10 protein-coding genes are annotated in these 13901 nt (G+C 40.6%); all 10 read left to right on the forward strand.

What is annotated here, in order from left to right; genetic code table 11:
• The first annotated feature begins 9 nt into the window (after positions 1–9).
• Positions 10–798 carry an RNA methyltransferase gene (locus tag Q1R07_RS11380; RefSeq protein WP_300490131.1) on the forward strand — a complete coding sequence of 263 codons (789 nt, stop codon included), beginning with the start codon at positions 10–12 and terminating at the stop codon, positions 796–798.
• Positions 799–821: 23 nt separating this feature from the next.
• Positions 822–2366, forward strand: a complete 1545-nt coding sequence (locus Q1R07_RS11385; protein ID WP_300490135.1) for a serine hydrolase — start codon at positions 822–824, stop codon at positions 2364–2366.
• A gap of 127 nt (positions 2367–2493) precedes the next feature.
• Positions 2494–4713: a RelA/SpoT family protein gene (locus tag Q1R07_RS11390; RefSeq protein WP_300490138.1), complete on the forward strand. Its 2220-nt coding sequence runs from the start codon at positions 2494–2496 to the stop codon at positions 4711–4713.
• Positions 4714–4899: 186 nt separating this feature from the next.
• Entirely contained in the window at positions 4900–5349 is a 450-nt protein-coding gene (locus Q1R07_RS11395) for a transcriptional repressor (RefSeq protein ID WP_300490142.1), read from the forward strand.
• A 56-nt stretch (positions 5350–5405) separates the two neighbouring features.
• Positions 5406–6677: an adenylosuccinate synthase gene (locus Q1R07_RS11400; RefSeq protein WP_300490145.1), complete on the forward strand. Its 1272-nt coding sequence runs from the start codon at positions 5406–5408 to the stop codon at positions 6675–6677.
• Positions 6678–6860: 183 nt separating this feature from the next.
• A complete protein-coding gene (locus Q1R07_RS11405) occupies positions 6861–8462 on the forward strand; it encodes an OstA-like protein (protein WP_300490148.1) in 1602 nt (533 codons plus the stop codon).
• Positions 8459–9646: an aspartate aminotransferase family protein gene (locus Q1R07_RS11410; protein WP_300490151.1), complete on the forward strand. Its 1188-nt coding sequence runs from the start codon at positions 8459–8461 to the stop codon at positions 9644–9646. Before Q1R07_RS11405 ends, Q1R07_RS11410 begins: the two co-directional genes overlap by 4 nt.
• A gap of 117 nt (positions 9647–9763) precedes the next feature.
• Positions 9764–11167, forward strand: a complete 1404-nt coding sequence (locus Q1R07_RS11415; RefSeq protein ID WP_300490154.1) for a tetratricopeptide repeat protein — start codon at positions 9764–9766, stop codon at positions 11165–11167.
• 72 nt (positions 11168–11239) lie between these two features.
• Positions 11240–11998 carry a shikimate dehydrogenase gene (locus tag Q1R07_RS11420; protein ID WP_300490157.1) on the forward strand — a complete coding sequence of 253 codons (759 nt, stop codon included), beginning with the start codon at positions 11240–11242 and terminating at the stop codon, positions 11996–11998.
• A 186-nt stretch (positions 11999–12184) separates the two neighbouring features.
• The coding region (locus Q1R07_RS11425; RefSeq protein WP_300490160.1) for a DUF349 domain-containing protein at positions 12185–13901 on the forward strand (1717 nt) is incomplete at its 3' end.

Genomic DNA, 13901 nt, shown 5'->3' on the forward strand with positions numbered 1-13901 from the left:
CGCATACCAATGAAGCAGATCAGTAGTGTCCAAAATCCTTTTATAAAATCGTTGCTCCAGTTACAGGACAAAGCCAAAAACCGGAAACAATCCGGCACTTTCCTTATTGAAGGTCAGCGAGAAATAATGCTGGCACAAAAAGGTGGCTACCGACTTATTACTGTTTTATTTTCTCCGGAAATAATTTCACTTTCTGCAGTTCATGAACTAACAGAACCGGATACTGAAATTATCGAAATCAGCAAAGAAGTCTACCAAAAACTGGCCTATCGCGATACCACCGAAGGTGTTCTGGCCATTGCCGAATCGAAATCCTTGTTGCTATCCGATTTAAAACTTCGGAAAAATCCGCTTATTCTGGTAGCAGAAGCTCCGGAAAAACCGGGAAATATCGGTGCTTTATTACGAACTGCCGATGCCGCCAATCTGGATGCCGTTATTATTGCCAATCCCAAAAGCGACCTTTACAATCCGAACATCATCCGTTCCAGCGTGGGCTGTCTTTTTACAAGACCCATAGCAACCGGATCGACCGAAGACGTTATCGCTTATCTTAAAGCACGGGAAATCGCTATTTACTGCGCAACATTACAAGATTCAACACACTATCATACACAAGACTATACCGGTGCCACCGCGCTTGTAGTCGGTACCGAGGCTACCGGACTTACCGAAGCATGGCGTACCGCCAGTAAACAGAATATTATCATCCCTATGGAAGGTGAGATCGATTCCATGAATGTTTCCGTTGCCGCTGCAATTCTAATCTTTGAAGCCAAAAGACAACGTCTCACATAACCAAAATTAATTATTGCATGATTATGAAAAAGTTTTTCTTTTTATTCTTGTCCAGTTTTTCAATTTATGCCCAAATCAGTTCTCCCGAAATAGACGAACTGGTAGAAAAAACCCTGACGACTTTTGACGTTCCGGGAATTGCTGTTGCCGTTGTTAAAAACGGAAAAGTGATCCATTCCAAAGGTTATGGAGTAAAATCGATCAAAACAAAAGAAAAAGTAGACGAAAATACATTATTCGGAATTGCATCCAATAGTAAGGCTTTTACCACTGCCGCATTAGCCATACTGGTAGACGAGCACAAACTCGACTGGAACGATAAGGTAAAAAAATACATCCCGGAATTCCGGATGTATAACGACTATGTTACCAACGAATTTACCATTCTGGATTTACTAACACACCGTAGCGGATTGGGTCTTGGTGCCGGCGATTTAATGATCTGGCCGGACGGTCATGATTTTACCGCTAAGGATATTGTAAAAAACATTCAATATCTCAAACCGGTTTCCGGATTCCGAACCAAATACGATTACGACAACCTGCTTTATGTAATTGCCGGCGAGGTGATCGAAAAAGTGAGCGGGCAAAGTTGGGCTGCCTTTATCGAACAACGTATCATGAAACCGTTGGAAATGAAGAATAGCGTGGGAACCTGGTCGCGCTTAAAAGACACCACCAATACCATCGTTCCTCATGTACCGATAGACGGTAAGCTACAGGTTATCAAACGGTATAAAAGCACCATTCTCGATGCTGCCGGAGGAATTTACTCCAGCGTTAACGACATGAGCAAATGGGCTTTAGTGCAGTTACAACAGGGAAAATATGGTCCAAACAAGGAAAAACAGTTGTTTAGCGAACAGCAACACGACGAAATGTGGACTCCACAAACCATTTTACCAAACAGTACCACGCCTCCTTATTATACATTGTTTACAGCCTACGGTCTCGGATGGCAATTAAACGATGTTAAAGGAAAACTACAGGTTTCGCATACCGGCGGACTGGAAGGTATCGTAACACAGGTAACCCTACTTCCGGAACTGGAACTGGGTATTATTGTTTTTACCAACCAACAGTCGGGTGCCGCTTTTAATGCCATTACCAATACCATAAAAGACAGCTATCTGGATATCCCGTATACCGATTATGTATCCAAATACAGTCATCAAAAAATATCACGGGAAGCCGAAGCCGATAAAGTAACCAACGAAGTATGGGAAACTGTCGCATCGAATTTGAAGAATCGCAAGCTCAAACACAATTACGACAAACTGACCGGTGTTTTTAAAGACAACTGGCTTGGCGAAGTATCCATTGTAACAAAAGGAAAAAAATTACATTTTATTTCCAAACGGTCACCGCAGTTGTCCGGAGAGATATTCTTCTACAAAGACAATATTTACGCCGTAAAATGGTTTAACCGCTATTTTAATGCCGATGCTTTTATGTACCTGACCTATGATAATGACGGTAACTTACAGAATATTAAAATGGATGCCATTTCACCACTAACGGATTTCAGTTATGATTTTCAGGATCTGGATTTCAATCGGGTCAAATAAATTCTCAAAACGCTCTATAGAGCGTTTTTTTATGGCTCAAATTTTAACATTATTTAGCAGCTATTCGGGGCACTGTACTTGCAAAAGTTATTTCTTTACACTAAATTTAGGAATTGAATGAATTGTTATGACTGAGATTGATTTAGAACAAGAAAACAAAGCAATTGCGCGAGAATACAAAGAACTACTTCGCATTAGTTACCAAACCCTTACCGAAGAAGATAAAAAACTGATCCGTAAAGCTTTTGATGTTGCTGTCGATGCACACAAAGATCAACGTCGTAAATCCGGAGAAGCCTATATCTTCCATCCTATTGCCGTGGCTAAAATTGTCGCCTCCGAAATCGGACTTGGCGCCACTTCCATTGCCGCAGCACTAATGCACGATGTGGTCGAAGATACCGATATCACGATTGAAGACATCGAAAAAATGTTCAATCCTAAAATCGCGCAAATTGTCGATGGGTTAACCAAAATAGCCAAGGTAAAAACCGATCAGGAAATCTCGATGCAAGCCGAGAATTTCCGCAAAATGTTATTGACATTAAACGACGACGTACGCGTAATTCTAATCAAAATTGCCGATCGTTTACACAATATGCAGACGATGGAAAGCATGGCTGATTATAAGCAGGCTAAAATCGCCTCGGAAACCCTGTATATTTATGCTCCGCTGGCGCATCGTTTGGGGTTGTACAACATCAAAACACAACTGGAAGATCTTGGACTAAAATACACCGAACCGGATGTATACCAAGATATTGTAAGCAAAATGAAAGAGACCAAAGAAGAACAGGAAGCTTACATTAAATCCATTTCCGATGTTCTTAAAAATTCCCTGGACGAAGAAGGCATCGAATACACGATGAAAGGACGTCCTAAATCCATCTACTCCATCCGGCGTAAAATGTTGGTTCAGGGAGTGACCTTTGATGAAGTTTACGACAAATTCGCCCTGCGGATTATCTATAGATCCAAGCCTCAGGAAGAAAAATTTCTGGCCTGGAAAATCTATTCGATTGTAACCGATCATTACCGTCCGAGTCCGAGCCGTTTGCGTGACTGGATTTCATCGCCGAAATCAACCGGTTATGAAGCCCTGCACATTACCGTTATGGGACCAAAAGGACGTTGGGTGGAAATTCAGGTGCGCAGCGAACGTATGGACGAAATTGCCGAAAAAGGATATGCCGCTCACTACAAATACAAACAAGGTGCCACTGAGGAAAATGGTCTTGACGTATGGTTAAACCAATTGCGCGAAGCGTTGGAAAACGCAGAAACCAATGCCGTCGATTTTGTAGAAGACTTTAAATTAAACCTGTATTCCAAAGAAATCTATGTGTTTACACCAAAAGGCGAAATCAAATCGCTGCCAAAAGGTGCCACTTCACTGGATTTTGCCTTTAGTATTCACTCCGAAATCGGAATGCATACCCGCGGAACACGGGTTAACGGAAAACTCGTACCGCTTAATCATGTCCTGAATAGCGGTGATCAGGTTGAAATCATCACCTCACAAAACCAAAAGCCTACGGCAAGCTGGCTGGATTACGTAACCACATCGCGTGCGCGCAATAAAATTAAAAGCGTGCTTAACGAAAGCACCAAGAAAATCGCCGAAGATGGTAAAGAGTTGCTAACGCGTAAATTAAAACATTTAAAAATTACGCTTAACGAGACCACCGTTAACGAACTGGTGAACTATTTCAAGCTGCAAACCAGTCTGGATTTGTTTTACCGTGTCGGAGCCGGTCTGATCGACAACCAGCAATTAAAAGATTTTGCCGCGCAGAAAAACAATACCTTGATCAACTTCTTTAAAAACAAGATCAAACGTTCTCCTAATGTCGCACCGGAACAGCTGCACCGTAATGAGATTATAAAAAATTACGACTTACTCGTTTTCGGCAAGGAACAGGAAAAACTGGACTACAAACTGTCCAGCTGCTGTAATCCGATTCCGGGTGATGATGTTTTCGGGTTTATCACGATCAACGAAGGGATTAAAGTGCACCGTAAAGACTGTCCGAATGCCATTAGTTTACAGTCAAATTATGCCTACCGGATCATTCCGGCCAAATGGATCGATTCGTCTCAGGAAGAATTTAAAGCCATCCTTAAAATTACCGGAATGGACACCTTAGGTTTAACCAACGAGCTAACCAAGGTTATTTCCAATCAGATGCACGTAAACATTCAAAGCATCGCCCTTAGCGGTGAAGCCGGAATTTTTAACGGACAGGTAACCGTGGTCGTTCAAAACAATACCATCCTGAAAAAACTGATCGACAACATCAAAAAAATTGACGGTATCGACAAAGTCACCCGCGTTCATAAAAACTAAAAAAGCTTTTTATTTATACTTCAAATAAGTACTTAATTCCCGTTAAGTACTTATTTGTTTTTAAGAAGTTCTCACTTTTCGTTAATAAAAAACTAAAATTTTCCGATTCCGGAACATTACCAGATTAAAACTTTACACTCCAAAAAATAAAGCTTATCTTTGCGGGTATTTCATACCAAACCTACTATGGAAAATAATAAGAATCAAGAAATTGTAAAAAGCGTATTCACTAAATATCTGGAAGAAAAAGGACACCGTAAAACACCGGAACGTTATGCTATTCTTCAGGAAATTTATGATAGCGCCGAGCATTTCGACATCGAATCCCTATACATCAAAATGAAAAACAAAAACTATCGTGTGAGCCGTGCAACGCTTTACAACACGATAGAATTATTATTGGAATGCGGTTTGGTTAGAAGACATCAGTTTGGACAAAATCAGGCGCATTATGAAAAGTCTTATTTTGACAAACAACACGATCACATTATCATGACCGATACCGGCGAAGTGATCGAATTTTGTGATCCGAGAATACAGACCATTAAAAAAACGATTGAGGAGATTTTCGATATCGAAATTCACAACCACTCGTTATACCTGTACGGACAGAAAAAACAGCACAAAGAGAATTAACAACTACGCATACGACAAATAACTATATTAAACACAAAACAACAAACAACAACAGAATGACCGTAGATTTGCTACTAGGATTACAGTGGGGAGACGAAGGAAAAGGAAAAATCGTTGACGTACTCACTTCAAAATACGACATTATTGCTCGTTTTCAAGGCGGACCAAACGCCGGACACACTTTAGAATTTGATGGAATCAAACACGTACTGCGAACCATTCCTTCCGGTATTTTCCACAAAAACTCCGTTAATATCATCGGAAACGGTGTCGTGATCGACCCGGTGGTTTTCCAGAAAGAATTGGAAGGCCTGGAAAAATTCAATATGGATATTAAATCCCGTTTGCTTATTTCCAGAAAAGCACATCTGATTTTACCAACACACCGTTTATTGGATGCCGCTTCGGAAGCTTCAAAAGGGAAAGCCAAAATTGGATCTACCCTTAAAGGAATCGGACCGACCTATATGGACAAAACCGGAAGAAACGGTTTACGTGTAGGTGATATCGAACTTGCCGATTTCGAAGAACGTTACCGTACTTTGGCCGACAAACACGAAGCCATGATCTCGTTTTATGACGTAGACATGCAATACAACCTAAAAGAACTGGAAGATGAGTTTTTTGCTGCCATCGAGGTTTTAAAAACACTTACGTTTATCGACAGCGAAGCATTCCTGAATCAGGCGATGAAAGATGGAAAATCGATCCTTGCCGAAGGTGCTCAGGGTTCCCTTCTTGACATCGATTTCGGAACCTATCCGTTTGTAACGTCTTCCAACACTACTGCTGCCGGTGCTTGTACCGGTTTGGGTATCGCTCCGAACAAAGTAAAAGATGTTTTCGGTATTTTTAAAGCGTATACAACCCGTGTAGGAAGCGGACCATTCCCAACCGAGCTTCACGATGAAATCGGACAAACCATGGCACGCGTTGGAAACGAATTTGGATCGGTTACCGGAAGAGCCCGCCGTTGCGGATGGCTGGATTTGGTAGCCCTGAAATATGCGATTCAGGTTAATGGTGTTACACAATTGTATATGATGAAAGGCGATGTACTTTCCGGTTTTGATACCCTAAAAGTATGTACCGGTTACAACTATAACGGCGAAACCATCAACCATTTACCGTATAACATCGAACCGGAAAACGTAACTCCGGTTTATGTGGCGAAAAAAGGCTGGAAAGCCGACCTAACCGGAATGACAACATACGAACAACTTCCGGCCGAATTAAAAGAATACATTGAATTTATCGAAAGTGAAGTGGAAGTACCAATCAAAGTGATTTCGGTTGGTCCCGACAGAACACAAACGATTCTGAAATAATCTGAAAAACGCTTCCAAACGGAGGCGTTTTTTTATTTTTCGCATATTTTAATTATTTAATAAATTATTCTTAATTAAAAATCCCGTTCGTAGATTTTACTTAAATTTGGCACAAAATTTCAGACTTTGAAGCAATTCTTTCTTTTTCTTATAAGTTTCACTATTTGGTGTACTACTTCGGCAGTGGCACAACAAAAAAAAACAATCCAGATCATCCATACGGATTTCACCGACAGTAATCAAAATGAAATCCCGGGTGCTTCCATTCTTACCGGTAATGTTCAGATCGAACACGATGGTGTATTGATCAACTGTAATAAACTGTACTTTTTCGAAAAAGAAAATTATGCCAAAGCCTTTGGTAATGTAATTATGAACCAGGGCGATACTATTTTCATGAACAGCCGTTATGCCGAATACAATGGTAATGAAAAGTTTGCCTATGCCTCCGGCGAGGTTGTTTTGCGTTCACCCGAATCGACCTTAACCACCGATACGTTAAATTTTGATCGGAATATCCAACAGGCTTACTACAATTCCAACGGTACCATTATCAACAAAGACAATACCCTGAAAAGTAAATCCGGGCGCTATTATCTGAACGAAAAAAAGTATCAGTTCCTTACCGCAGTCACCGTAACCAATCCGCAATGTGTGATCAAATCCAATCATCTGGATTTTTACGACAATTCGGGACATGCCTATGTTTTCGGTCCGTCTACAATTACGAGTAAAGACAATGTCATTTATACTGAAAGAGGATTTTACGACACCAAAAAGGATCTGGCAACACTAACCAAAAATTCCACGATTAAATACGATAACAGGCTCATAAAGGGCGATAAGATATTTTACGACCGGAAGCGGGATTTTTCCTCCGCCACAGACAATGTCAAAATCACCGACACCATCAACAAAATGATTGTCCGGGGACATTATGCCGAAGTGTATAAAAAACAGGATTCCATGTTTATCACCAAAAAGGCCTTACTTTCCAGTCTGGTCGAAAACGATTCGGTGTATATCCATGCCAAAAAACTACTGGTTACCGGAAAACAGGGCGAACGGATTATCCGTGGTTTTAACAACGCCCGTATCTACAAAATCGATATGAGCGGGAAATGTGATTCGATCCATTCCGATCAGAAAAAAGGATTAACCCAGCTTATCGGAAAACCGGTACTCTGGAACAACGAAAGCCAAATGACCGGCGACGTCATTCATCTTATCGGTAATAATAAAACGGAAAAACTGGATTCTTTAAAAGTACTCAACAATGCTTTTATCGTACAGAAAGATACATTAGGAACCGGCTTTAATCAAGTAAAAGGACAGGACTTATTTGGCAAATTCAAAGACAATAAACTTTCCACTGTCGATTTGGTTAAAAACACCGAAAAGATCTACTATATGTATAACGACAAAAACGAGCTGGAAATGATCGATAAAGGCGTTAGTAGTCGGATCCATCTTGAACTGGAAGACAATAAAATTCAAACCATGACCGCCTTTGTCGACCCGAAAAGCGACAGTTATCCACCGGATCAGTTTCCGGAAAACGCACGAAAACTGCGTGGCTTTGTCTGGCGTGGCGACGAACGCATCAAATCCAAAGATGACATTTTCCCTCCGGAAGAACTCGCTTTGGACGCACAAATATTAAAAGAGAGTCTTGCGAAAGATCTCGAAAATGAAAAACCAATGGAGGCCACGAAAGAGACATTAGAATACGGCAAACCTCCCAAAAAAGAAAAAGCGAAAGCGAAAAACACCAAGAAAAAATGATTCAGGATTTCTATAAATACCAGGCGCAAACTTCCCCGCACCCGTTAGCCATGGAAGTTTCGCACGCCAAAGGTTCTTATATTTACGATACTACAGGAAAAAAATACCTCGATTTTGTTGCCGGAGTTTCGGCTTGTACACTAGGCCATCAACATCCGCGTGTAACCAATGCGATCAAAGATCAACTGGACAAATACGCCCATGTAATGGTATATGGCGAATATGCCCAGGATCCATCTGTTCTTCTTTGTAAATTGCTGGCTGAAAATATGCCGGCCGAACTAAACAAGACCTACCTGGTTAATTCCGGAACGGAAGCCACGGAAGGCGCACTAAAATTAGCCCGTCGTGTGACCGGCAGAAGTCAGCTGATTTCCTGTTTTAACGCCTATCACGGCAATACTATGGGATCGATGAGCGTAATGGGTTTTGAAGAGCGCAAACAAGTATTCCGCCCTTTGATTCCCGACGTGGATTTTATCACTTTTAACAACGAAGAAGACTTACAAAAAATAACATCCAAAACCGCCGGAATCATTTTGGAAACCATTCAGGGTGGTGCCGGTTTTGTACAACCGTTTGACGGCTTTCTTACGAAAGTACGCCAACGTTGCGACGAAGTGGGTGCCATGATGATTTTGGACGAAATCCAGCCCGGTTTCGGACGTACCGGAAAATTATTCGGTTTCCAGAATTACGATGTCGTTCCAGATATTGTGGTTATGGGTAAAGGAATGGGTGGCGGTATGCCGGTTGGTGCTTTTACGGCCAACGAAAAGCATATGGATCTTTTAAGCCACGATCCTAAACTAGGACACATTACAACTTTTGGTGGTCATCCAGTGATCGCAGCAGCGTGTTTAGCGACCTTACAGGAATTAGTTGAAACGGATCTGATGCAACAGGCGTTGGAAAAAGAAAAATTATTCCGTAAATTACTGGTACATCCGTTGATCACTGAAATCCGCGGCGAAGGTTTAATGCTCGCCCCCATGACAGAAAGTCCTGAAATTACCAATAAAGTCATTTTTAAATGTCAGGAAAAAGGGTTGATTTTGTTCTGGTTGCTGTTTGAAGGCCGTGCCATACGTATTACGCCTCCCCTGACGCTTTCCAACGAAGAAATCGAAGAAGGATGTGGCATCATTATTGAAGCTATGAATGAAGTCATGAACGAGATGTAACCCCTTGTGAATAAACTAAAATTGTTAATTAAATTGTTCACAACATAGCATTTCGATTTCTGAAAAAATAACAAACCTTTCCTAATTTTAATAAGGATAATTTTAAACAACTGGAGTATGAATTTGAGTCACGAGGAAGAAGATAATAGTTTATCCTTATCAAAGTTCGAATCGATGTTGAAAACCAACAAGGTATTCTTCTTTGACTCCGAAGAGTTTGAAGATATCATTCTTCATTATCTCGATACGGGTAAAATTAATTTAGCCAAAAAAGCCCTAAAACTTGGACTGGAACAGCACCCAAAATCAACCGGTTTAAAACTGGTTCAGGTGGAGCTTCTGGTTTTTGACGACAAACTGGACATAGCCGAAAAATTATTAAATGATTTATACGCTATCGAACCAACCAACGAAGAAATTTATATCCAGAAAGCCAATATTTATTCCAAAAAAGATCAGCACGACAAAGCGGTGGAACTTTTACAGATCGCTTTACGCTATACCGACGATTATGCCGACGTATATTCGCTTATCGGCATGGAGTACCTTTTTATGGACAATCTGGAACTAGCCAAGGAAAATTTCATCAAGTGTCTCGAAAACGATACCGAAGATCATTCCGCTTTATACAACGTAGTCTACTGTTTCGATTTTCTGGATCAAAACGACGATGCGATTCTTTTCTTAAACGGTTTTATCGACCGAAATCCATATAGCGAAGTGGCCTGGCATCAGTTAGGTCGCCAGTATTATACGGTAAAAAACTACGAACAGGCGGTTCGCGCTTTCGATTATGCTACGCTGATTGACGAAAGTTTTTTAGGTGCGTATCTTGAAAAAGCAAAAGCACTTGAAAAACTAAAAAAATACCAGGAAGCGATCGATTGTTACAACATCACTATGGAGTTGGACGATCCAACGTCTTTTGCACTTTTACGCATCGGAAAATGCCACGAACGTCTTGGAAGAACCGATGTTGCCTTACAATTTTATCTAAAAACGGTACACGAAGATCCGTTGTTGGACAAAGCCTGGATTGCCATTACCGATTTCTATATCCGTCAGCGCAATTTCCAAAAAGCCTTGTACTATGTTAACAAAGCAATTGGTATCGACAACGAAAACAAACTGTATTGGAAACGCTATGGCGCGATCAACAAACAACTAAGCTTTTTTGAGGAAGCCGAATATGGTTACCGCAAAGCCGTAGAGTTTGGCGATTATCAATTAGACACCTGGTTGTTCTGGGTTGACTTATTACAATTTTTAGGTGAATTCGACAGTGCCGTACAAACCTTATTACAAGCTTCGGAGTTTTTCCCGGAAGAATACGAAATCGAATACCGATTGGCCGGATTGTACTATATGCTTCACGACGAAGAAAAAGGCAAAGTCCACCTAAGCAACGGATTGCGATTAAACTTTAACAATCATACACTATTGGAAGAATTATTCCCGGTAATCTGGAATCAGAAAGCGATTCGAACACAGATTGAAAAGTATCAGAAATTAAACGAATAAGACGCATCCAAATACCATATTTTACCAGTATCTTTACGGTTAATTGATTCATTTAATTAACCGTTTTTTATTATGAAAAAAGTTAAGAAAAGGAAGTTCGGCTTAGTCGGAAAAAACATCAGTTATTCATTTTCGAAAAAATATTTTACCGAAAAATTCGAAAACCTCGGACTTAACAACCATAGTTATGTCAATTTTGATATCGATACTATCGAAGCGTTTCCTACTATCCTTTCCGAAACTAAAAACCTAAAAGGAATGAACGTTACCATTCCGTATAAAGAAGCTATCATTCCGTTTTTAGGTAAACTTTCTAAAAATGCAGCCGTAATTGGCGCCGTAAACACCATTCGTATTACCAAAAAAGGCGAAACCAAAGGCTATAACACCGATTTTTACGGTTTTAAAAAAGCATTGAAACCGATGCTTAAAAAACACCATCAGAAAGCCCTCATTCTCGGTACCGGTGGTGCCAGCAAAGCCGTAGCCTATGCGCTTCAGAAATTAAAAATTGAATACGACTTCGTTTCCCGGAATGCTACCGAATGTGAATATTCGTATAGCGAACTGAACGATACTCTTTTTAACGAATATCAAATCATTATCAACACCACGCCACTAGGCACATTTCCGAATATACAGGATTGTCCGGAACTGGATTACTCCCTTTTTACCGACAAACACATTGCGTTTGATCTGGTTTATAATCCCGAAGAAACCGAATTTTTAAAACGAGCGCGATCACAAGGAGCCAAAATTAAAAACGGTTACGAAATGCTCGTTTTTCAGGCGGAAAAAGCCTGGGACATCTGGACAGAAAAACAAAAATAAAGACGGCTTTTACACCGTCTTTATTTTTTTGCTTTTGGTTACAGCAATTCCAAAAGTGCAAAAAAACTGACATCAATTATCGGTTTATAGCAAAAAATACGCACTTTATCCCATTTTTCTTTTGCCTTTTCCGTATGCTTTTAGTATCTTTCCACTCAATTAATGTTAAACTTAAGCATTTCAACAATGTTAGAAGAAAAGAATGATAACCTGCCAGAGGCAGACGGACAGGAACAAATTAAAGGCGAAGAAACCGTTCCAACAGCAGAACAATCTGCCATAGAAGCCATCGAGAATTCCAATGCCGAGGAAGGCGAAGACGATGCCATTTCCGAAGGTCATGATATCCCGATGCTTCACTATGAAGCCATGTCTATGGAGGAATTGGTTGCCGAACTTGAAAAACTGGTTGCCAATCAGAAGGTGGTATCCATCCGAAACCACGTAGAGGAAATCAGAAAAGATTTTATGGACAAATACCATCACTTTATCGATGAGAAAAGAGATGAGTACAGCCATGAAAATAACGGCGATGTGACCGGTTTTGACTATCACTATCCGTTAAAAAACAAATTCGACTCTATTTACAATCACTATAAAGACTTAAAAAATCAGCACTTCAAACAGCTTCAAAACAACCTGAAACACAATCTGGATGTTCGTCAGGCGATTATTGAAGAACTGAAAAGTCTGATCGACAATCCGGGAGAAAGCATTCAGGATACGCTAAAAAGCGTAAATGAATTGCGTGAGCGCTGGAAAAATGCCGGCCCTATCCCTCGTGACAAATACAACCACGTATGGAATAATTTCCATTTTCATATCGAGCGTTTTTACGATCATCTGCATTTGGATCGCGAAGCACGTGATTTGGATTTTAAACACAATCTGGAGCAAAAACAAAAAATCATTGCCCGCGTAGAAGAATTGGTCAACGAGAGTGATGTTACCAAAGCGTTCCGCGAATTACAGTCGTTACACAAAATCTGGAAAGAAGAGATCGGTCCCGTATCCCGCGAACACCGTGAGGAATTATGGAATAAATTTAGCGAGCTAACGCGTCAGTTACACGACAAACGCGAAGCACTTGTTGCTAAAGCCAAAGAAAAAGAAGAAGAAAATCTGGCTAAGAAAAAGGAAATCATCGCACAAATTGAAGCCGTTTCCAACGAAACCATTACCGCTCATAGTGCATGGCAAGGTCAGATTGAAAAAATAGAAGCTTTACGAACGGCTTTTTTCCAAACCGGAAAAGTACCACAGGAAGTAAACGAAGACACCTGGACTGCTTTTAAGAACGCTGTTCGCAATTTTAACGCTCAGAAGAACTCGTTTTACAAAGACATTAAAAAAGACCAACAGGATAACCTGAATAAAAAACTGGCTTTGGTCGAAAAAGCCAATTCTTTAAAAGACAACGAAGATTTTAATGCCACAACACCGATCATGAAGCAAATCCAGGAAGAATGGAAGAAGATCGGACATGTGCCGCGTAAATATTCCGATAGCATCTGGAAAGACTTTAAAGACGCCTGTAATCATTATTTCGATCGATTACATGCCAAACGCAACGAAGCCAATTCGGAAGAAATCGACGCCTTTGAAAAGAAAAAGGACTATCTGGAGCAATTAAAAGACTTCCAGTTGTCTGGCGAACACAAAGCCGATCTTGATGCCATTAAACAGCATATCGAGAACTGGAAAGGTTTTGGACGCGTACCACACGCCCGTCGTCATATCGAAGGAAAATTCAATAAAATACTGGACGCTTTGTTTGACAAGTTAAGCTTATCGAAAAAAGAAGCTGAAATGGTGAAATTCAACAACCGTTTGGAGCAACTTGCCGACAGTGACGATTCCCGAAAACTGGAAAACGAGCAAATCTTTATCATGCGTAAGATTG

The sequence above is a fragment of the Flavobacterium sp. genome (assembly GCF_030146175.1).
Taxonomy (GTDB): Bacteria; Bacteroidota; Bacteroidia; order Flavobacteriales; family Flavobacteriaceae; genus Flavobacterium.